The organism is Schaalia sp. (assembly GCF_050312375.1).
GTDB lineage: Bacteria > Actinomycetota > Actinomycetes > Actinomycetales > Actinomycetaceae > Pauljensenia > Pauljensenia hyovaginalis.
This window is the reverse complement of record NZ_JBNOYB010000024.1, coordinates 1-20,759: the sequence shown is the minus strand read 5'-3', so window position 1 is coordinate 20,759 and position 20,759 is coordinate 1. Positions and strand designations below refer to the sequence as shown.

At 66.5% G+C, this 20,759-nt stretch carries 18 protein-coding genes; 9 read left to right on the top strand and 9 right to left on the bottom strand.

The genetic code is table 11. The features are described from left to right. Positions 1-2 precede the first annotated feature (2 nt). The 3 genes from ACQY7V_RS01500 to ACQY7V_RS01490 are packed head-to-tail and all read left to right on the top strand — an operon-like array spanning position 3 to position 3,990. The gene (locus ACQY7V_RS01500) at positions 3-800 is read left to right on the top strand and encodes a carbohydrate ABC transporter permease (protein WP_277299242.1); all 798 of its coding nucleotides are present in this window, start codon (positions 3-5) and stop codon (positions 798-800) included. After that, a complete protein-coding gene (locus ACQY7V_RS01495; protein WP_277299243.1) occupies positions 797-2,617 on the top strand; it encodes a glycoside hydrolase family 43 protein in 1,821 nt (606 codons plus the stop codon). Before ACQY7V_RS01500 ends, ACQY7V_RS01495 begins: the two co-directional genes overlap by 4 nt. 50 nt (positions 2,618-2,667) lie before the next feature. Further along, on the top strand, positions 2,668-3,990 hold the full coding sequence (locus ACQY7V_RS01490; RefSeq protein ID WP_277299244.1) for an ABC transporter substrate-binding protein: 1,323 nt from the start codon (positions 2,668-2,670) through the stop codon (positions 3,988-3,990). 138 nt (positions 3,991-4,128) lie between these two features. On the opposite strand, the gene ACQY7V_RS01485 is transcribed toward ACQY7V_RS01490, so the two are convergent. Together ACQY7V_RS01485 and ACQY7V_RS01480 are read right to left on the bottom strand one after the other, a co-directional pair. Beyond that, on the bottom strand, positions 4,129-4,953 hold the full coding sequence (locus ACQY7V_RS01485; RefSeq protein ID WP_428638571.1) for a hypothetical protein: 825 nt from the start codon (positions 4,951-4,953) through the stop codon (positions 4,129-4,131). 38 nt (positions 4,954-4,991) lie between these two features. After that, entirely contained in the window at positions 4,992-5,786 is a 795-nt protein-coding gene (locus ACQY7V_RS01480; protein WP_277299246.1) for a hypothetical protein, read from the bottom strand. Here ACQY7V_RS01480 and ACQY7V_RS01475 point away from each other — a divergent pair. From ACQY7V_RS01475 to ACQY7V_RS01465, 3 genes are all read left to right on the top strand, one after another. Beyond that, positions 5,758-6,756: a DMT family transporter gene (locus ACQY7V_RS01475; protein WP_428638568.1), complete on the top strand. Its 999-nt coding sequence runs from the start codon at positions 5,758-5,760 to the stop codon at positions 6,754-6,756. The two genes, ACQY7V_RS01480 and ACQY7V_RS01475, sit on opposite strands and share 29 nt — an antisense overlap. A gap of 278 nt (positions 6,757-7,034) precedes the next feature. Further along, entirely contained in the window at positions 7,035-8,393 is a 1,359-nt protein-coding gene (locus ACQY7V_RS01470) for a sigma-70 family RNA polymerase sigma factor (protein WP_428638566.1), read from the top strand. An 80-nt stretch (positions 8,394-8,473) separates the two neighbouring features. Further along, positions 8,474-9,121 (top strand): cation transporter, encoded by a 648-nt coding sequence (locus ACQY7V_RS01465; protein WP_277299249.1) that lies wholly within the window; start codon positions 8,474-8,476, stop codon positions 9,119-9,121. A gap of 35 nt (positions 9,122-9,156) precedes the next feature. Here ACQY7V_RS01465 and fumC read toward each other — a convergent pair whose 3' ends face one another. Together fumC and ACQY7V_RS01455 are read right to left on the bottom strand one after the other, a co-directional pair. Then, entirely contained in the window at positions 9,157-10,563 is a 1,407-nt protein-coding gene (gene fumC, locus ACQY7V_RS01460; protein ID WP_277299250.1) for a class II fumarate hydratase, read from the bottom strand. 185 nt (positions 10,564-10,748) lie between these two features. Continuing rightward, positions 10,749-11,984 carry an MFS transporter gene (locus ACQY7V_RS01455; RefSeq protein WP_277299265.1) on the bottom strand — a complete coding sequence of 412 codons (1,236 nt, stop codon included), beginning with the start codon at positions 11,982-11,984 and terminating at the stop codon, positions 10,749-10,751. A gap of 184 nt (positions 11,985-12,168) precedes the next feature. On the opposite strand from ACQY7V_RS01455, the gene ACQY7V_RS01450 reads away from it, so the two are divergent. Both ACQY7V_RS01450 and ACQY7V_RS01445 read left to right on the top strand, forming a co-directional pair. After that, positions 12,169-12,609 (top strand): MmcQ/YjbR family DNA-binding protein, encoded by a 441-nt coding sequence (locus ACQY7V_RS01450; protein ID WP_428638564.1) that lies wholly within the window; start codon positions 12,169-12,171, stop codon positions 12,607-12,609. A 131-nt stretch (positions 12,610-12,740) separates the two neighbouring features. Further along, a complete protein-coding gene (locus ACQY7V_RS01445; protein WP_428638562.1) occupies positions 12,741-15,923 on the top strand; it encodes a hypothetical protein in 3,183 nt (1,060 codons plus the stop codon). A gap of 151 nt (positions 15,924-16,074) precedes the next feature. Here ACQY7V_RS01445 and ACQY7V_RS01440 read toward each other — a convergent pair whose 3' ends face one another. From ACQY7V_RS01440 to ACQY7V_RS01420, 5 genes are read right to left on the bottom strand one after another with little or no spacing between them, the layout of a single operon-like run. Continuing rightward, on the bottom strand, positions 16,075-16,605 hold the full coding sequence (locus tag ACQY7V_RS01440; protein ID WP_428638560.1) for a dihydrofolate reductase: 531 nt from the start codon (positions 16,603-16,605) through the stop codon (positions 16,075-16,077). Beyond that, entirely contained in the window at positions 16,602-17,405 is an 804-nt protein-coding gene (locus tag ACQY7V_RS01435) for a thymidylate synthase (RefSeq protein WP_428638558.1), read from the bottom strand. Before ACQY7V_RS01435 ends, ACQY7V_RS01440 begins: the two co-directional genes overlap by 4 nt. A 40-nt stretch (positions 17,406-17,445) precedes the next feature. Continuing rightward, a complete protein-coding gene (locus ACQY7V_RS01430) occupies positions 17,446-18,231 on the bottom strand; it encodes a VPDSG-CTERM exosortase interaction domain protein (protein WP_184453273.1) in 786 nt (261 codons plus the stop codon). Next, positions 18,209-18,667: an OsmC family protein gene (locus ACQY7V_RS01425; RefSeq protein ID WP_184453271.1), complete on the bottom strand. Its 459-nt coding sequence runs from the start codon at positions 18,665-18,667 to the stop codon at positions 18,209-18,211. Before ACQY7V_RS01425 ends, ACQY7V_RS01430 begins: the two co-directional genes overlap by 23 nt. Before the next feature lie 25 nt (positions 18,668-18,692). Further along, complete coding sequence (locus ACQY7V_RS01420; protein ID WP_428638556.1) at positions 18,693-19,172, bottom strand: DUF2505 domain-containing protein; 480 nt, start codon at positions 19,170-19,172, stop codon at positions 18,693-18,695. Between the two features lie 82 nt (positions 19,173-19,254). Between ACQY7V_RS01420 and ACQY7V_RS01415 the strand changes: the two genes are divergently transcribed. After that, positions 19,255-20,715, top strand: coding sequence for a sensor histidine kinase (locus ACQY7V_RS01415; RefSeq protein ID WP_154476615.1), 1,461 nt, complete (start codon positions 19,255-19,257; stop codon positions 20,713-20,715). Positions 20,716-20,759: the final 44 nt, after the last annotated feature.

The window sequence follows — 20,759 nt, the reverse complement described above, 5'->3', positions numbered from 1 at the left end:
ACATGCGCGCCAATCGACTCGCAACCGCAGCGAAGTACGCAGCACTCCTGTTCATGGCCGTGATCTGGCTCTACCCGATCGCCCTCGCCCTGTACAAGTCGATCGCAGTGGGCGGATGGGGCAACTACGGCCTCGTGCTCAACCACGAGACTTTCCACTATTGGGAAGCCGTGGCCAACTCCTTCATCATGGCCCTCGCCGCCACCGCCGGCATCGTCGTCTTCTCCACTCTCGGCGGCTACGCCTTCTCCAAAATGGTTTTCCGAGGACGGGCCCTCATCTACAACCTCCTCATCGCATGCATGGCGGTGTCCATCGCCTCAGTCGTCACCCCGCTGTTCTCCACGATCAACAACGCCGGACTGCGCGACACCCAACTGGGCGTGATCATCCCGATGATCGCCTTCAACGCCCTTCAAATGCTCGTCATCATGAAGACCCACTTCGACTCCTTGCCTGATGAGCTCATCGAAGCGGCACTGCTCGACGGCTGCCGGTCCTTCCGGATCCTGAGGACCGTCCTCGTCCCGATCTCCGGTCCGACACTCGCCACGGTCTCGGTCCTCTCCTTCGTCTATACGTGGAATGAGTACCTCCTCCCGCTCCTCCTCCTCAAGAGTCCGGAGCTGTTCCCCGTGACACGTGCGATATCGCTCCTGCAAACCGACCGAATGAGTCAAGGCGACATCTCCGTCCTGTACTCGGGCCTCATTCTCATGACCCTCCCCACCCTCGTCGTCTACCTCGTCAGCCAGCGCTACCTCCAGTCCGGCGTCACCGCAGGAGCCGTCAAAGCATGAACATGCAGTACACCAATCCCGTCTCCTATTCCGGTCCGACCCCGACCAACCCCGATCCCTACGTCCTTCGATACATCGGGACGTACTACTGCTACAGCACCGACGAATCCGGTGTGCGTGTCTCGACCTCGCCAGACCTGGTCACCTGGCGCGATGAAGGACTGTGCTTCCAAGAAAGCGGCAGTCGAGCCTACTGGGCGCCATGCGTCGTTTATCGCAACGGCATCTTCTACCTCTACGTCTCCACGCGTCCGGCCGACATCGACGACCCGCACTTCCAACGGATGAGAGTCGCGACGAGCGACGACCCCCTCGGGCCCTTCCGCTTCGAACGAGTCATGGCGGACACCTTCTGCATCGATGCGGACGTCGTCATCGACGAACAAGGCGACGCATTCATGTTCTACGCCACCAACGATGCCGTCGGAGCCTCCACCGGACGGGCGGGTACCTGTGTCGTTCTCGATCGGATGAACGACATGATGCATTTGGCTGGCGCACCGCGTCCCGTCATAGTACCCACCCTCGATGAAGAGATCTTCGCCGAGAACCGATTCGGCGATGGCCGGAACTGGCACACCATCGAAGGATCGACATACGTCACCTACAGGGACCGCGCGTACATGACGTACTCGGGGAACGCTTACGTGCGGGAGGACTACTTCGTCGGAGTCACCTCGGCCGACCTCGTCGCTCCGATCGAAGCGCTTAGGTGGACGAAGCAGCCCGACGACTCCACGTACGCCCCGATTCTGCGACGAAGCGCTGATGTCGAAGGAACGGGCCACAACTCGATCACATTCGCCCCCAATCTCGTCGATCCCTGGATCGTCTACCACGGCCGCAGCGCCCATGAACCCCTCACGCCCGGTGTCGAGCAGCGAGTGATGCGGATCGATCCGCTGGAATTCGCCAATGGGCGCCTCGAATGCGATGGACCGAGCTCTACTGCCCGGCCCGCGCCTGCGCTTCCCGACATCAGAATCGACGGCATCCGTCGAACGGATTCAGCGGCACGAGCTGTCATCCCGCTCGCTGACGGCATCGGCCCGTACCGGGCTGAAATCGACCTGCGCGTGCCGCACAGCGATATGGGTGCCGTCTTCGGTCTTGAGGTCATGCGCACAGCCGACGAGTCCTGGACCGTCTGGATCAACGTCGCGATGAATACCGTCAGGGTTGATCACGAAGTCGGCGGAATCCTCATCCGAGGTGAGGAAGAAGCGCTTTCAGGCATCGACCTGCGGTGCTGGCAGGCCCTGACGATCGACCGTCGTCTTGGAGACCTCCAGGTGCGCTGCGGACGACAGACGATCGCCAACTTCACTCACACCGGCGGCCTCACCCCGGCCTCGGTGTCACTCGTCTCCCAGTACACGCAACTCGAGCTCGGTTTCGCGGCTCTGACTGAGCACATCGACTGGGATCCGGCTCAAGGAGCCGCGATTGCGCGCCTGCTGAAGGCGCTCGGATGTGGAGGCGAGAACGACGGAGACGGCAATTCGCCTTCGCGAGGGGCTCGAGGTATCGAGCTCCACGAGTCGGGGCTTCGCGTTTCGGGGAGCGCCTTCCTCGCCATCGCCTCCTCGATGCGGCAGTGGCGACTCGCACTCGACCTCGTCGTCATGGGCACGGAGTCACATGCTCGCATTTGGGCCGGAGGGCACCAGATCGCAGGCACGCCTCCGGGCGCGACGGGGGCCCAGCACCTTGATGTCCGCATGGCGGGTGACGATGCCCCCCTCGGTTTGGACCTCTCCGGTGTCGTCATCTCGGGACTTGCCCTCACGTCCATCCGCGGGAGTGAAAAGGCGTGAGGACCCGCATGAGCATTCACAACCCTGCAACACAACCAAGGAGAATCGCAATGAAGGTACAACGCAGGCAACTCGCTCGGGGCACTGCCCTCGTCCTTGCCAGCACGCTCCTTTTCGCCGGATGCGCCAAGGGCAGTCAGTCCGCCGACGCCGCGGGGGAGGGCGCCGAGGGCGATGCCATCGCCCTCACCTTCCACACCTGGATCCCCACGCAGACCCAGTGGCCCGAACTCATCGCCGCTTTCGAGAAGGAGAACCCGGGCATCTCGATCACCTTCAACCGGGAGGAGGACTACGACACCTACCGGACGAACCTCGACAACGAGATCCTCGCCGGCGAAGTCCCCGACATCTACGGCATCCAGGTCGGCTCCTCCTTCGACGACTACGCCCAGTACGCCAAGCCCGTCGAGGAGTACGGCGCAGACTGGATCGGGAAGATTCAAGAACCCGCCAAAAAGGAGACCACGACCGCCGACGGAGTCCTGGCCGGCGTGCCGGTCCTCATGAGCTCCCAGGAGTTCTACCTGTACAACAAGACGCTCATGGACGAGCTCGGCATCTCCCTGCCGACGAACTACGAGGAACTGGTCGCGGCTTCCCGGACCGCCACCGATGCCGGGTACTCGCCCTTCGCCATGGGCGCTGCCGATAGCTGGCACGACGTCGACTTCTTCGTCTGGCTGTCCAACCAATACGGTGACGGCGGAGACATCTACAAGGCCGCGGCGGGCGAGATCCCCTGGTCCAGCCCCTCACTCGTCTCCGCGGCGACTGCGTGGCAGAAGCTGTTCAGCGACGGGGTCTTCCAGAAAGCAGCACTGACCACGACCACCTACCCGTCTGCGCGGGACGACTTCTTCCTCGCGCGCAAGGCGATCGCCATGCCGACCGGATCGTGGCACGTCGGCATGTCCATGGTCGGACCAGACCAGGAGCAGCCCGGTAGCGCCGCGGAGAAGGACGAGATCGGCATGGCGGTGTTCCCGACACTGGGCGAGAAGGACGCGGGCGTGACGACGGGCGTCGACTTCGCACTCGCCCTCTCAGACGAGCTCGAAGGCGAAGAACTCGAAGCCGCGGCGAAATTCGCAGAATTCCTCGCCACCGGCACCGGCCAGCAGCTGTGGGTCAACACCCTCCAGGGATTCCCCGCCTCCACCGAGGTCTCCATCGAGGTCGGGGACGATGAGCCGACCATCGCGAAGGAATCCATCAAGCTCGTTGAAGACGCCATCGCATCGGCGACGTACGCCCGGAAACTGAATGTCCCGGGTTGGGACTCCCTCCAGGAGGATCTCGGCGCAGTGCTTCAGAAGATCGCCGGCGGCTCTGATCCGAAGACTGAGCTCGAGACCCTCACGCGGGACTGACGCGGCCGGCTCTGCTCGAACGGCGCCTCGAAGGGATTTCCTTCGAGGCGCCGTTGCGGTACCACGGGACGGAGGGCGGAAATGCGCCCGCACCCGGTGCGGGCAGCGGCTCGCGCTCAGCTCGCCCTGAGCGTCCTATCAGGAGCGCTTGACGACTTCCGCCATCAGCATGCGAATCGCCGAGGACATCTTGGTCGAGTCTTCGAGCGTTCCGTCCTTCGCGAGTCCCCAGTCGGCAAGCGACGACAGGCCGTTCCGCAGGGCTGCGAACGCCCGCGGGGACTCGTCCTTCATCCGTCCGAACCAGTGCGTGAACTTGTCTTCCGAAGCCTTGCCCTGAAGGCACAGCAGGCCGTGGGGCTCCTGCGTCGGAATGTCCTCGTGCCCGAGAATGCGCAGCCCCTGCCCCTTCCCCGTGCGGTAGAGGTCGAGATCACAGTGCCCGTACTCTCTGCGCAGGTCCTCGTCTGTGAATGCGAGGCGCGCTTTTTGCGGTCTGATCGCGGGGTCATAGGCCGAATCCGTCATGTGCTCCCAGATCGTCTGGACGGCTTGACGCAAGGCTTGTGACGGAGTGTGATCGGCGATCAGCGGGATCCGTCGGATGTCAAGCACGTCGCGAGCAAAGGCCCGAATAGTGCTCGCAGTGAGGTGAGGGGAGTGCGCCTGGATCGCCTCGACCAGGGCGTCGGTATCGACGGTGCTCCGAGCTTCTTCGGCGCCCTGGGCGAGGTAGTCCTTCTCGTAGCGCTTGCGTGAATCGTCGTCGAGATCGTCCTCATCTGCAGCGAACTCGGACTCCTCGTCCGCTGCGAGGGTCCATGCGGCCGTGAAATTCGGAGTCAGCGTGAGCTTGTCGTAGCGCGTGCCTTTCACGTCCTCCGTCGTGTCCGGACCTCCATACAGGAAAGCGAATCCTCCGGTGATGAAAGACTCATCCGTCTTCTTGCGGATGTCGGCCATGAACCTGCACGGAGCGGTACCAGGCGCTCTCGATGGCCTCAGAGAATGCCGAGGCCACTTCTGTGTAGTTCATTGCGTTTTCTCCTGGTCCTTGAACGACTCGAGGTAGTCGTAGAAGAGCGTGCGGTACGTGTAGAGCTCAGAACCCTCGTCGAGTTCGTCCGCGCTGTCGAACCAGAGGAGACCCGAATAGACTGCGTGTCGCCGACGAAATCGGCGAAGGCCTCGCTGTTGAAACCCTCCTCCACGTCCACCAGTTCGGCATCGATCGCCTGCTGAATCCCCTCGGCCGTGAAATCGACGAAGTCCTCGGCCATTCCCTCGTAGCCGAAGCGGTAGTACGCCCCGACCGAGGCGCATTCATCGTCGGCTTCAATGACCTCGACCGAGGTCGTTCCGTCTTCGACGGTGATGGTCGCACGTCTGTGACCGGTGTTGAGTTCGTCCGCATAGTCGACGGTCATGTCGATGGTCACCTCGTGTTCGCACGTGTATCCCGACAGCACGCTATCGAGAAGCCCGTCTGCGATGACGATGTCAGTGAGGGTGATGAAGCGCTCGGAGTCGAACTCGTAGTCGAACTCGACGACTGCGTCGTGCTGCGTTAGGTAGGCGATGACCTGCTGCCGCTCCTCCGATGGCGTGACTGTGAGAGAGCCGTTGTGGCTCGTGCGGATGTGCATCCTCGCCCTCCGTCGCAAATATGTGATGTCCAACACCCGATAGATGCTGACAAACTGTTCAAGGTGCAAGTTGTCGTGAAAGGCAGGGTTGCCCGAGTCGTCCCCGCTGTAGGCTCGGCAGGTGCTCGTCCTCCTCATCGTGGTGCTCACCGGCCTGCTCCCGCCCCTTCAAACGGCGATCAACTCTCGCCTGAACGGCTTCGTCGGATCGCCCCTGAGGGCGGCGCTCGTCTCCTTCTCGACGGGCGCGCTCGTCCTCGTCCTCGTGGTCCTGCTCGTCTTCGGGCCGGCAAACGTCATCGCAGACCTCGCCGAAGCGACACGCGCCCCTGCGTGGATGTGGCTGGGCGGCATCCTCGGCGCGGCGATCGCGAGTTCCAGCATCTTCGCCTTCCCCCGCCTCGGCTCGATCGAAACGGCGCTATGGCCCCTGCTCGGTTCCGTCACCGCTTCCATCGGGGTCGATGCAGCGGGCTGGCTCGGCGTCGATCAACGCCCCCTCTCCCTCCTGCGCCTCCTCGGCGCCCTCGGCGTGCTCATCGGCGTCTCCGCCGCCTCCGGGGCGCTCGTCCTCGGCCGTTCGGATTCAGGCGGGCTCGCCCGGGCAACGAGGGCGGAACACCTTGACGCCGAGCGGGGGAGTGCTCGACCCCTTCCCGGAACGGCCCACCCGTGGTCCTGGCGCATCCTGCTCCTCGTCGCTGGCGCGGGCGGCGGCATCCAGGGCGCGGTGAACGGCGCCCTCGGCAGGCAGATCGACGCGCCCTTCGTGGCGGCGCTCATCTCCTTCCTCACGGGCGCGCTCGCCCTCGCCCTCGTCGTCGGCATCCAGGCGATCGGCTCGCGCGGGGCGCCCGAGGCCGAGCGGACGGCGGGCGGGCCGTGGTGGATGTGGCTCGGCGGGCTCCTCGGCGCCGTCTTCGTCACGACGGCGACTTTCGCCGTCCCTACGATCGGAGCGGGGCCCGCCAATGTTGCGACCTACGCGGGAACCTCGGCATCCTCCCTTCTCATCGACCGTTTCGGGTGGCTCCTGGCGCCCCGCAAGTCCGTCGCGCCCCTCCAGGTGCTCGGCGTCCTCCTCGTCCTCCTCGGCGTGCTGGCGGTGCAGCTCGGCTAGATTCCACCGCCGTTCTTGCGCTCGTCTTCTTCACGTCGTGCTGGAGATGCATGTGGGCCTCGTCATAATGAAGAGGTGATGAAGGAAGCCTTCGACGGAGCAGTTCGTATCCGATCCGGATCACGGCGTGCAGGTGCATGGAGTTCCTGATGACTCAGGAGTGAGCCTGCCCGTCGATGCCGTGGTCCCGGTGCGGCGATGAAGAGGTGACTGAAACGGACCTTGAGCATACGAGCGCTTGGTTGCAAGCCGATTGGTGGTTCAAGGAAGAACCGCGCATGCAACTGAGCGGGGATGAGGAACAGGCGAGCCTCGACGAGGGAGCGGCCTGGGACGAGGAGCCCCCCGACCAGTGCGCCCGGGAGACCCGGGAGAAGGAGTATGCAGAAGTCTCGGACTGGGATTGGATCCTCCTCAAAGCCCTCAGGCTGCCCGGGCTCTCTGCGGATATGCTCCTCCACGAACTTCTCACGGCGACGGAGGAACAAGTACTGGCGCGGCTCATCCAAGAGGGGATCGCCGTCGCGCGAGACGAAGGGCTGAGGCGCACGCGCTCAGGACGGGGCATGATCGAACGCACGGCCACGGCCGCCGATATCTTCGTCCGCTCCAACATCCGCCTCGTCCGCTCCGTCGTCCTGCGCCGCGGTAAAGGACTCGAGTACGACGACGCGATGAGCCACGGAATGCTCGGCCTCATGCGCGCCGTTCAGAAGTTCCAACCGGGCAGGGGGAAGTTCTCGACCTACGCGGTCTGGTGGATCCGGCAATCCCTCGGCCGCGGAAGCGACGATGAGGCGCGCCTCATTCGGATTCCCGTCCATCAGATGACCTCGATCCGTGCGACCGAGCACCTCCTCGATGCGATCAACGAGGACTGGGCGAGCCCGGCCAATATGCTTCCCGATTCGGTCTTCGAGCATATGAACCGTGAGAAGTACGAGTCGCTGCACGCTGTCGTCGCCGAGCCGATCAGCCTGGGGGACGCGACCAGTCCGGATCCCGGCGAAGAATGGTGGGAGGGGATTCCCGAGGAGCGCGACACCATCGGCGAGTTCGACGAGGAGCTTCTTCGATCCGAGATCTGGTCAATGCTCGAACGCTGCATCGGATGGACTCCGTCGCTCTCGTTGCGGGAGTACGAGATGGTGCGGATGCGCTTCGGCGCCTATGACGGCGAGGAATGGACTCTCGATCAGATCGGCAGGCGCTTCGGCATCACCCGTGAACGTGTTCGTCAGCTCATCAGCAAGGTCGTTCAGGACCCGCTCGTGAAAGAGGCTCTCGCCGGATTCATCGATGACGAGGCGCCGTTGCCTGACTGGAGCGCGTATCTCGAGCATTATACGAAGGAGGGGAAGTCGTCGAAGTCCGCCGCGAAGAGGAAAGGCTCGACGCGAGCCCGGCGCGCGGCTCGAAGGGAACGGGATACGGGCGCGAAGGCATCGGAATCGCCTCTCCGCGCTGCGGAGGAACGACGTGCACTCGGACGGTCGCCCTTCGTCGAGCTCGACTCGCGCGAAGAGAGGCCTCCACATGCCGCGTGCGATCCCATGGAGCTGATCGAGCGAGCGCTCGGGCGCTCCGACGAAGCGAAAGCATGGAAGGAGACGATGCGCAAGCTCGCCCATACCTGAGTCGGATCCGCGCCGACTCGCTGGGCGACGTTGGCCGCGGCCTCGCCTTCGTGCCCGCGGGCGTGCCACACTTGATCCTCGTGTCGACCGCAGAACCCCGCAGCGAAGAAGCCCATGAATACACCGGCCCGATGAGGCGGATCATCGCGATCGTCGCGCTGCTCAACCTCGCGGGCATGGTGATGGAGATCCTCGTCGGATCCCTCATCGGGTCCGCGTCCCTCTTCGCCGACGCCGCCGACTTCCTCGAGGACTTCCTCATCAACGGACTCGTCCTCGCAGCCCTCGGATGGTCGGTGGCATCGCGGCGCAGGGCGAGTGTGTGGCTCGCCGGCCTCATCCTCATCCCCGCGGTCGCCGCCCTCGGCACGGCGATCTGGAAGGTCATCAGCGGCGTCCCGCCCGAGCCCTTCACCTTGTCGATCACCGCCGCGATCGCCCTGGGCATCAACCTCGCCTGCGCGCTCCTCCTCATGTCGCTGCGGCGCGCCGGCTCCGCCCTCGTCCGCGGCGCGTGGCTCGCTGCCCGCAACGACGTCCTCGCGAACGCGCTCATCATCTGCGCCGGCGTCGTCACCCTCTTCGCGCCGAGCGTGTGGCCCGACGTCCTGGTCGGCGTCGTCATGGCGTTCATCAACGCGCGCGCCGCGAAGGAGGTCCTCGAACAGGCGCGGGCCGAGGTGCCCGAACTCGAGATCGACGAGGACGACGATGAGGACGACGACTGAGAGGCGGGGCGACCGCCTCTCCTTTACGCCTCCCCTTACTCCTCCGCCGCGCTCGGATGCGTCATATCGGCGGGCACGACCCAGGCGTCGAACTGCTCGGCGGTGACGAAACCGAGCTCGAGCGCCGATTCGCGCAGCGATAGGCCCTCGTGGTGGGCGTGCTTGGCGATCTTCGAGGCCGCGTCGTAGCCGATGTGCCGGTTGAGGGCCGTGACCTGCATGAGGTTCGTCGACAGATTCGCCTCGATGCGCTCCGTGTTCGGTTCGATCCCGTATGCGCAGTGCTCATCGAAGGACACGCACGCGTCCCCGAGGAGGCGGATCGACTCGAGGACGGCCCACGCCATCACCGGTTTGAAGACGTTGAGCTGGAAATTGCCCTGAGAGCCGGCGAAACCGACCGTCGCGTCGTTGCCGAAGACCTTCGTGGCGACCATCGTCATCGCCTCGCACTGGGTCGGGTTGACCTTGCCCGGCATGATCGACGAGCCCGGCTCGTTCTCCGGGATGAGGAGTTCGCCGATGCCGTTGCGCGGACCGGAGGCGTACCAGCGGATGTCGTTCGCGATCTTCATGAGCGCGTCGGCGAGGACGCGCAGGGCCCCGGAGACGAGGACGAGGGCGTCGTGCGCGCCGAGGGCGGCGAAGAGGTTGTCGGCCTGAGTGAATTCGATGCCGGTCTCCTCGCTGATCCTCTTCGCGGCGAGGGGGCCGAAGTCCGGGTGGGCGTTGAGGCCCGTGCCGACCGCCGTGCCTCCGATCGCGAGCTCGCGGGCCCTCGAGTCCGCGTACGCGATGCCGTCGAGGGCGAAGTCGATCTGCGCGACCCAACCGGAGAACACCTGCCCGAGGCGGATCGGCGTCGCGTCCTGGAGATGCGTGCGGCCGACCATGACGACCCCGTCGAACTCCTTCGCCTTCCGGTCGAGCGTGTCGCGCAGACGGCGCACGCGCGGATACATCGCGGCGAGTTCGCAGACGACGGCGATGTGCATCGCCGTGGGGAAGGTGTCGTTCGAGGACTGGCCTCGGTTGACGTGATCGTTCGGGTGGACGGGCGTCTTCGATCCGAGGGCGCCCCCGGCGAGCTCGATCGCCCGGTTCGAGATCACCTCGTTCGCGTTCATGTTCGACTGGGTGCCGGACCCCGTCTGGAAGACGACGAGGGGGAAGTGGTCGTCCAGGTCGCCCGCGATCACCTCGTCCGCCGCCTTCGCGATGAGTTCGGCGATGCCGGCGGGCAGTTCGCCGAGTTCGGCGTTCGCGAGGGCCGCGGACTTCTTGAGGACGCCGAGGGCGCGGATCATCGGGCGCCCCCAGACGAAGGTGTCGCGACCGATGTCGAAGTTGTGGAGGGAGCGTTCGGTCTGCGCGCCCCAGTAGCGGTCGGCGGCGACCTCGACGGCGCCCATCGAGTCGGTTTCTGTACGAGTAGCGGCCATGCGTGCTCCTCCTTCGCAGGCGGTCTTCCGGTTCCGGCCGTCCATCGCCGAGGGCGGGGCCTCCTCCTGAGAAGAGGGGGCGGGCGTCCTCGGCGCGGGCGGGCCGTCTTCGAGAGTATTCGAGCCCCGCGTTTTCGGCAGCGCGAAAGGAGGCGCCGCTGCCCGGGGAGGCGCTGTGGCGGTCCTCAGCGGGCCTCGTCCTCGCCGCCGCGAACGCGCCACGCGAAGGCGAGGGAGATCGTGAACAGGCCCAGCGAGACGAGGAAGGGCGAAGCGGCATGCCACCCGTACAGGGTGGTCGCGATGACGGGTGCGAAAATCCAGGTCAAGGCGCCCGTCGCATTCACGACGCCCGCGACTCCGCCCTGTTCCGCATCGCTGACCGCCAGGGAGGCTCCCGCTGAGAAGCCCGGGGAGGCCAAGCCGCTGGCCGCGCCCAAGGCGAAGGTCGACAGAGCCAGGAGGGGAGCCGACGAAACGAGGCTCAGTGCGATGAGCGAGACGAATCCCAAGGTCATGCCGAGACGAAGGAGGAGCTTGGGCGCAAGAGCCGCTCGCGGCACGACGAGCAGCTGCATGAGCATCCCGCCCGCAGCATTCGCGAGGAGCATGAGGGCGGTAACGCTCACCGTCTTCTGTGGGTCCAAGCCGATCCGATCCTGCACGAGGAAACCCATGGTGATCTGCACGACCCCGTTGGCGAAGAAGATCCCGAAAACGCCGAGGATCCAGGGGAGCACCCTCGGATCGGCCCATCGGACCCTCGGCGGCAAAACCGCAGGCGCCTTCTCCGAGGCGGCGTCGGCGGATCCGCGCGCAGCGCGGGCGGGCCCGTCCTTCGGGATCGTCGCAAGACCGATGACGAGGGCGATCGCGATGAACACCGGGGTCGCATGCACGGGCCCGTAGATCCACCATGCGCCCAGAGCCGAAGAGATCAGCGAACCGATCATGATCGACAGCTGAACCGCGCCCGAGAAGGCTGAGATGCCGGCGACACGGGCCGCCTCATCGGGGGTCGCCTCGGCGATGAGCGCCTGGCCCGTCGGGGGGATCGCGGCGACCGCCGCCCCGAAGAAGGGGCCGCGCGCGATCATGATGGCGGCTCCCGCTGCCAGGGGGCCGACGAGGGCGAAAGAGCGGAGCAGGACGGCCCCGGAGAAGAGCGAGCCTGCGATGAAGGCGAGGAGCAGGGCCGTCAGGAGGACCCTGCGCCGTCCCCAGGAGATCGACCGCCTCCCCCAGAATTGACTGAGGGCGGCGACCGTGACCGCCGCCAGGGAGACCGCGGCGCCGACGACCCAGCCGGGGATGTCCAGGGCGCGCGACAGCGGAGCGATCGACGCGTTGAGCATGTTCTGAGCCGTGTATGTGAACAGGACGATCGCCAGCAATGCGCGAAGCGTCGGATTCAGGGGCATCCTGCGGCTGGGGCTCGGAGAGGAGGGCGTGCGTCGCGGGTCGAGCGTCGGATCTGAGGGCACCGCCAGATTCTATCGGTCGCCCCCTTTTCGCTCGCGAGGAGCGGGCCGAGCGTTGCTCTTCGTTCCATCGTGACCGGCGACTACCGTGAGACCAGAAGGACATCGTTGGAGGGAGAGATCCATGCGCGGCGCCGAGCTTCATCGCATAGCGGACGAAACCGCCCTCGAACTGCCCCAATCTGAACTCACGTACCCTTTCGGGCCCGACTGGGAGGTGTACAAGGTCGTCGGGAAGGTGTTCCTCCTCCTGACGCAGTCGGCAGGGCCTCAGATGGCGACCTTCAAGGTCGAGCCTCGGGAGGGGCGGGCGCTGGTCGGCGCTTTCGACAACGTCGTGCCCGGGTACCACATGAACAAGACGCACTGGGTGACGGTGCTCCCCTCAACGAAGGGGCGGCCCGGCCTGCCGGCCGAGGAACTCGAAGAACTCATCGTCTCGTCCTACCTGCTTGTCGTCGCCGGATTGGCGAAGAAGAATCGGCCGGTGGACCCCTACGCCTTCGGAGCGGTTCGTGATCGCCGCTTGGGACGGGAGGCGCATCCGGGTCCGCTCCCTTTCTGAGGGCTGATCGTCCTCGGCGTCCGGGGGAATCCGGAAAGCGCTTTTGATCTTGTGAGATCCATCTCTGGACAATGATGAAGTGTCCCCTCAGTATTCATAGGGTTACCTAAGTTGATCGAGGGGATTGATACATGCAGAGACGGAAATCGCCCATCACCATCGCGATCGCGACGCTCGCAGCCGCCGTCATGACGACGATCGCCGCGGCCCCCGCCCATGCGGACCCCGAAAGGCGCGCGGCCGGATCGGATTCGGACTCCCTGCGATGGTCCTGGATCCACACCTCCCGCTACGGCGACATCATCCGCAAGACCGACCGCGTCACCTACACCGATGCCGGGGCCTTCACCCCGATCGGCTGCGACGCCACAGCCGACGGCCTTCCCGACATCGTCTTCGCCAACGAAGAGGGCCTCCACGTCCTCGGATACATCCCCTACGGCGATCCCGCCGATGAAGTCACGCGGACGCTGGCCGAGCAGAACGAGCTCGTGACCGTCCCGCGACCCGAGGGCTCCCAGGGCTTCGGAAAGCTCGTTACCTGCCTTCCGGGCGCTGTGAAAGGATCGGCCATGATCGGCGTGGCCGATCAGAGCCGCGTCTACCTCTACGCTTCGGGAACTGATGGGAGCGCCCCCGCTCTGGTCAAGACGATCGACATCGGCGAGCGGATCACGGCACTGGCCGGAGGACCGCGCAACGCCCTCTCGCCGAGCATCGCCATCGGCACGGCGAAGGGAGTCTCCGTCGTGAAGATCGAGCCCCTTTTGTCGAACGGCGGATCCGTGGGCCTGTCAGAGACCGATCCCCAGACGTGGACCATCGACGGATCGCAGGGCCTGAGCATCGTCGCCCTCGAAACCGCGCGCGGGCACTACGCCATCGGATCACCCGCGAGCCGAACCGTCTTCGTCGCCTCCGCCGCCACCAAGAGCGCGCAATTCACCGACAAGGCGATCCGCATCGAGGACAAGGCGGAAGCGGCGGACACCGCCTTCGGCGCCTCACTCGCCGCCATCGCGGACCTCGACGGCGATGGAACGCCGAACCTCGCCATCGGAGCCCCCGGAGCCAACGGAGGGCGAGGGGCGGTCGCCCTCGTCGCAACTCCCGACAGCGGGAGCATCACGGTCACGACCTCCTCCCAAGACTCCTCGCCCGTCGTCAATGAACTCGGAGGGAACGCCGGATTCCTGCTCCTGCGGGGAAGCGCAGGACGCCTCGGCGCCTCCCTCGCTTGGATCGACGGCGGAACGGAGGCCGGGGCCCTCCTCGTCGGACACCCCCAGGACCCCGAGCACACCGGGGGCGTCATCATCTCCGAAAAGGCCCTGAACAGGAACTACAACACGGGCCAGGGCATCACCGACATCCCCTCGGGGCAGATGGCGACCATCGCCTCCGCCGAAGGAGGAGAAGGCGATGCGGGCAGCCGCGTCGGGATCATCCCCCGAAGGGGCGACGACCCCCTCGTCGGCCTCTACACCGCTGACTCGACGAATCGAGTCGACGTCTGGACGGTCGACATGAGCCGCCAGTCGGAGCCGACCCACGACGAGAACGAGCCCATCGTCGCCCCCATCCCCGAGCCCCCCGCACCCACGGCCGAAGCCGCGCTCTCCCCGCTCGACACGGACGCCAAGAAGATCTGGCTCGGCGAATTCACCTCCGGACTGGGCTCCTCCCTGGCCCGAGGCCGCTGCGACGTCACCGGCGACGGGAAGGCCGACATCATCTCCGGCAACGTCGTGCGCTCCGAATGGAAATGGGACCCCTTCTACGCCGAGAGCACCCCGACGAAAGGCTGGGTCTTCAACGTCACCGGCCAGATCCAGATCATCCCGGGCGGAACCCCCGGCAAGGAGCTTCCCTCCGACGAGACCATCTCGATCAACGGCCCGAAGCGGACCCCCGATCCGGCCGTCGACTCCGCCGTCGGCCTGTCCGTCGCCTGCCTCGGCGACGTCAACGGGGACCGGATCGACGACATCGCCTTCGGATCCCACACCACCGCCAAAGTCTGGGTGATCTTCGGAGGAGGGCATCTGCGGGAAGTCGACCTCAACGCCCTCAAACCCGAATACGGCTGGGCCGTGGACCTTCCCGAGAAGGGCAGCGGAGGATTCCAGATCAGCCGCGTCGGGGACGTCGACAATGATGGTCTGGCCGACCTCGGCTTCGTCGTGGCGAACGCCGCCTACGCCTTAGGGACCGGCGATTCCGAACGCGGAACCGCCTACATCCTCAAGGGCAAGAAGGACGGCGCCACGATCGACCTCAAGAATCTCGAAGCGCCCAATGAAGCCGTCATCAAGAAGATCCACACCCCCGAGGGGCACACGATGAACGCCTTCACCCCGGTCGGCGACATCAACGCCGACGGCGTCGAGGACTTCGTCATCGCGGACTTCCAGCACCGCAACGACGAATGGGTCATGCCCGGAATGGCCTGGGTCGTTTACGGCGACTCCTCACCGGAGGTCCGAGCCGGGGAAGCGGGACGAGGATTCGTTCTGAGCATGCCCTTCGACCGCTCCCACCGCCTCGGCGCGGGCAACTCGATCGCCCCGCTCGGCGACGCGGACGGCGACGGAGTCGGCGACTTCCTCATCGGCTTCGACGGGGGACAGCTGCTCCATCAGGGAAGCGGGGGAGTCGCCCTCGTCCTGGGGCGCAAGACGCCCGTCGGAACCCCGGTCGCCGATCTCGTCATCTCCCCGCTCGACGCCGCCGCGCAATCGGAGCGCGTGCGCGTCATCACCGGGAGGTCCGGCGAAGAGGGGATCGGATTCGGATACGCCGTCGACGCCCTGGAACGCGCGGAGCAGCCGCCGCTCGTCGCGCTCGGGGCCTGGGGTGAGAACACGAATGGGCGCGCCCGGCTCTTCTCCGCCGACCAATTCAGCGTCCCCGTGCGCTCCATCGACGAGGTCGAGGCCGAAATCATCGAATCCGCCGGAGAACGCGCGCGCTTCGGCCGCTCGATCGCCTTCGTCGGAGACCTCCTCGGCGCCCCGAGCCTCGCCATCGGCGCAGACGGCGTCATCGACGATGAGGCGAAGGACGAGCAGGGCTACGCCCACTCCGCCCACATCATGGCCCTACGGGTGAGTGAGCCCCCGTCCGAGGGCGGGAGCGGTGCCGACGGGAAGCAGGGGAAGCAGGAGAGCGGAGGAGCCGTCACCTCCTCCTCGGCGGCCTCCGAGAAGGCACTGGCCCGGACCGGCATCGACGCGAGGATCGGACTTGCAGCCCTCGTCCTGCTCCTGGCGGGAGCCGCCCTCCACGGCCGTCGCTCCGCCCGGCGCGCATAAAGGACTCCGCCCCGCTTGTTTCCTTTCACGGGGCGGATGAGCCGGGGCGGGGAGGATGCGAGCCCTCCCCGCCCCGCAACTCCCCCTCATCAGAAGGAAGGGCAGACGTCCGCATCAGAAGGGCGAAAAGAGCGGGCGCGGTGCCGCGCCTTCAGCGCCGAACGTAGGTGGTGACGCGCCATCGGGCATCCCCCGACTTCGGCGCCCACTCGGCATCCGAGCGGGAGGCGTCGACGACCCAGATCCCGGCCGGGATCCCGGGGGCCCGAACCACTATCTCGCCCGGATGAAGCGCTGCGACATCAAGATCGAGATCGGTGACGACCAACTCATCCACCAGGTCCATCGTGTCCGCGTAGACCTGCGCTCCGCCCGCGATCCAGATCGTGGGCGCACCGGTCGAAGCGGCGATGCGACGCGCCAGTGCCAAGGCCTCGTCCATCGTCGGCACGACGGCCGCGCCCTCGGCCTCGTAGCCCGGCGAACGCGTCAAGACGATGTTCGTGCGCCCGGGCAGCGCACCGCCCAGAGCCTCCCAGGAGCGTCGCCCCATGATGAGCGGGCACCCCATGGTGGAGCGCTTGAAATGCGCGAAATCAGCGGGAACGCGCCAGAGCATCCCCGTGCCCGTCCCGAGGACGCCGTGCCGGTCCTGCGCCCAGATCGAAGCGATCCGCGTCATACGGCCACCGGCGCCTTGATCGTCGGATGATGCCGGTAGCCGTCCATGACGACGTCGTCGAAGCTGTAGTCGAAGATCGAGTCCGCCCTCCTCAGGTCGAGCCTCGGGAAGGGGTAGGGCTCGCGTGAGAGCTGCTCGGTCACCTGGTCGACGTGGTTGGAGTAGATGTGGCAATCGCCGCCCGTCCAGATGAAATCCCCGACCTCGAGGCCCGCCTGCTGGGCGAACATGTGCGTGAGCAGCGAATACGAGGCGATGTTGAAAGGAACGCCGAGGAACATGTCGGCGCTGCGCTGGTAGAGCTGGAGGGAGAGGCGGCCGTTGGCGACGTAGAGCTGGAAGAAGGCGTGGCAGGGCTCCAAGGCCATGTCCGGCAAAGCCCCGACGTTCCACGCCGAGACCACCATTCGCCGCGAATCCGGGTCCGACTTCAAGGTCTCGACGACCTTCGCGATCTGATCGATCTCCTTGCCCGAGGCGGTCGGCCAGCGGCGCCACTGCACCCCGTACACCGGTCCGAGCTCCCCGTCCTCGTCCGCCCACTCGTTCCAGATGCGGATGCCGTTGTCCTGGAGCCAACGGACGTTGGAGTCGCCGCGCAGGAACCACAGGAGCTCGCCGATGACGGACTTGAGGTGGACGCGCTTCGTCGTGATAAGGGGGAATCCCCTCGACAGGTCGTAGCGCAGCTGCGCGCCGAAGAGCGAGCGCGTGCCCGTGCCCGTGCGGTCGCCCTTGAATACGCCTTCGGACATGATCCGCGCGAGCAGATCCTCGTACTGCCGGTCCGCTTCGGTCACGGGGAAAGCCTCCTCTATCGTCTTTCCAGCTTCGCTTCCATTATCCCCGTCCGGAAGAATCCGGCTCGTCGGCCGCCGCGGCGTCGAGGGCGTAGGCCTCGAAGATCCGGGAGTCCTCGGGATCGCCCAGAGGCAGGACGTCGACGACGCGCTCGGGCGCGAAGGACGCGGGTGCGGGGCCGAGGGCGAGCATGAGCCCGTCGACCGTCGAGCGGGCGAGGGAGGACCCCGCCTTCCAGCCGATGAACGCGCCGATCCCGAAGGGGGCCAGGCGCCCGATCGTCGATGCGGCGAACTTCGACTGGGCCGTCCGCTTGAAGCGCTTGAGAAGAATCTCATTGACCTTCTGGGCGGAGATCGTCCTCACGTCCACGAAGGAGGAGGAGAACCACGCCAGGGCCTGCACCCCCGTCCTCATGGAGATCTCCTGCGCCCCTAAGGACCCGGTGAGGGCCGCCAGGACCAGGCCGGTCCGCTTCGCGGGATCCTTCAGATCCAGGCCGTACAGATGCGCGACAGTCAGGCAGTGGTGGGCGGCCTCGGCGATGAAGGCGAGGAACTGGACCCCCGAAGCGCCCGCGCTCAGGGCGGTGCCCATGCCCGGCCAAGCGGCGACCGCGCCGACCGTCGCCGACTCGCCGGACGCCCGTCGGATGAAACGCGCATTCGCGATCTCGACCAGGCGCGCCGGAGTCGCATCGGGGAAAGCCGCGCGGAGCCGCTCGGCGGACGCCCTGGTCGAAGCGCGCTCGACCTCGAGGGCCGCGGCCCAGGCGCGCGCCGGGATCCGCAGGAGCGAGGCCTCAGGCTTCCTCGACGGGCTCATCCGTGAACATCTTCCGATAGGTCGCGCCAGCGACGAGCGTGTGCCCGATCGTGCAATTGCGGTCGATCGCGCCCTCGGCACGACGGATCATCGCAGCGCGCTCCTGCGCGTCCACGGGGGACAGGTCCTGGATGAGCTCCACGTCGAAGGAGGCGTAGCGGTCCTCTCCTTCGACGTACTCGCCCGCGACGCCGATGAGCTGGGCGAAATCCTCGCCCAGACGATCGGCCAGGCGCTTGTCGCTCGACATCGCGTTGCAGCCCGCCAGGGCGATCTTGAGCAGTTCGCCCGGGGAGAAACGGCCCGGCCCGTCGCCGACGAGGACCTCGGCGCCGCGGGGATTCCTCGCCACGTACTGGCGAACTCCCTGGCGCTCGAGGAAGAGGGCGGGATTCGGCGCCGGAGCGGGTGCGTTCACAGGATTCGTGTCAGTCATAGTGCGATTCTCCCGCCAAAGCGCCTCAGGCGCCACGGGCGGCCAGCCACGCCCGGGCCAGATCGCCCTCGGCGTCGAGCACGAGCGACACCCTCGACAGGGCCTCCTTCTCCACGCGCCCGCCGAAGAAGGGGATCCTCACCGACAGCTCCCCCTCGAGGCTGCGCGAACTGAGGGCGTCTTGAGCCTCGATGACCGAGAGCGCCTCGAGCTTCACCGGCGCGCCCGTCACCTCGAGCACGCTGCGCGCCCTGCGCGCCCCGCCCTCGTCGCTCCACTCCTCCCGGAAACGGACGCGCGCATCGGCCGGAACGAAGGCCCGCGCCGCCGGGGGAAGTGCTGCGGGATCGAGCTTCGCACTCGCGCGAAGCGCGCGTCCTTCGACGAGGATCTCGGGGTCGAGGCCCGCCGCGGCGAAGCGCGAACGGACGAACTCGGGATCGAGGCTCATCCGCTCGACGTCCTCCGGCGGCATCGGGTATCGCAAGGACTCGGAGAACTTCATGGGCCTTCCTTCCTTCGGGGAACGATCCGCGGGGCGACGGGCGGGACGCTTCGAGCCCGCGCATCGCACTAGAGTTGATCCTATGAGAAGCCTGACGCAATTGGCGGAGGAGGCGTCGAGGAACGCCCTGTCCGAGAAGGACATCGAGTGGCTGCATCTTCTGCTGGCCGATTGGCAGGTGCTCGCCGATCTGGCGGCGGCCGATCTGGTCCTGTGGCTCTCCACCGACGACGATCGCTTCATCGCTGCGGCGCACTGCCGGCCAGCGACCTCCACGACGGTCCACGTCGACGACATCATCGGCTTGCAGCTGCCCGTCGCGCGCGAGGTCGAGTTGCGTCGCGCGATCGCCACGGGGCAGGTCGTCAAGTCGCCCTCGGCCCACTGGGCGGGCACCTACTCGATGATGGAGTCCTGCGTTCCCGTCCTTCACGACGGACGCATCATCGCCGTCGTCACCCGTGAATCGAACCTGTCCTCGCCGCGCCTGTCCCTCGGATTCGAGGGCTGGACCGTCGCCGCGGCGGACATCCTCTGCCAGATGATCGCCCGCGGGGAGTACCCCTACGAGACGACGCCGACGGTCACCGCGCACGGCGTGCCCCGCGTTCTCGACGGCGTCCTCATGATCGATCCTGAAGGCGCCGTCCTTCAGACGACGCCGAACGCGATGTCGTGCTTGCGGCGCCTCGGCATCCGCACCTCGGTGCGCGGCAGGGTGCTCGCCCAGGAGATCACCAACGTCATCGGCGACGAGACGATGATCGAGGAGTCCATGCCCGTCGTCGTCATGGGGCGCGCCTCGTGGCGGGCCGAGATCACCGCTCACTCGTCGACGATCACGATGCGGGCCCTGCCGCTCATGGAAGGGCGCAAGCGGCTCGGCGCGATCATCCTGACTCGCGACGTGTCGGAGGTGCGCCGCCGCGAGCAGGAGCTCATGACGAAGGACGCGACGATCCGCGAGATCCACCACCGCGTGAAGAACAACCTCCAGACGGTCTCGGCCCTCCTGCGCCTGCAGGCGCGGCGCTCGGACCAGCAGGGCGTCAAGGACGCCTTGGCCGAGGCGGAGCGGCGCGTTCAGGCCATCGCGACCGTTCACGCGGCGCTGTCGCAGAACGTCGATGAGGCCGTCGATTTCGACGAGGTCGCGCGTTCGATCCTGAGGATGGCGGGCGCGGTCGCTCAGACCGAGCACGCCGTCGAGGTCGTGACGAGGGGCGCTTTCGGCACGATCCCGGCCGATCAGGCCCAGGCCCTGGCGACGGTGCTCAACGAACTGGTCGCGAACTCGGTCGAGCACGGTCTCGCGGGGCGCGACGGCCGCATCGTCGTGGGTGCGAGCAGGGAGGGCGAATCGATGGTGATCACCGTCGCCGACGACGGCGTGGGAATCGAAGCGGGCACGCCGATGTCGGGCCTGGGCACGCAGATCGTCCATCAGATGGTGCGCGGGGAGCTCAACGGATCGATCGATTGGTCGCCCCGGGACGAGGGCGGGACGGTGGTCACGCTGAAGATGAGGGTCGAGGCCGTGTAGGGCTCGATGCGCGAGGAACGGGGGCGGGGCTGACCGATCGGTCA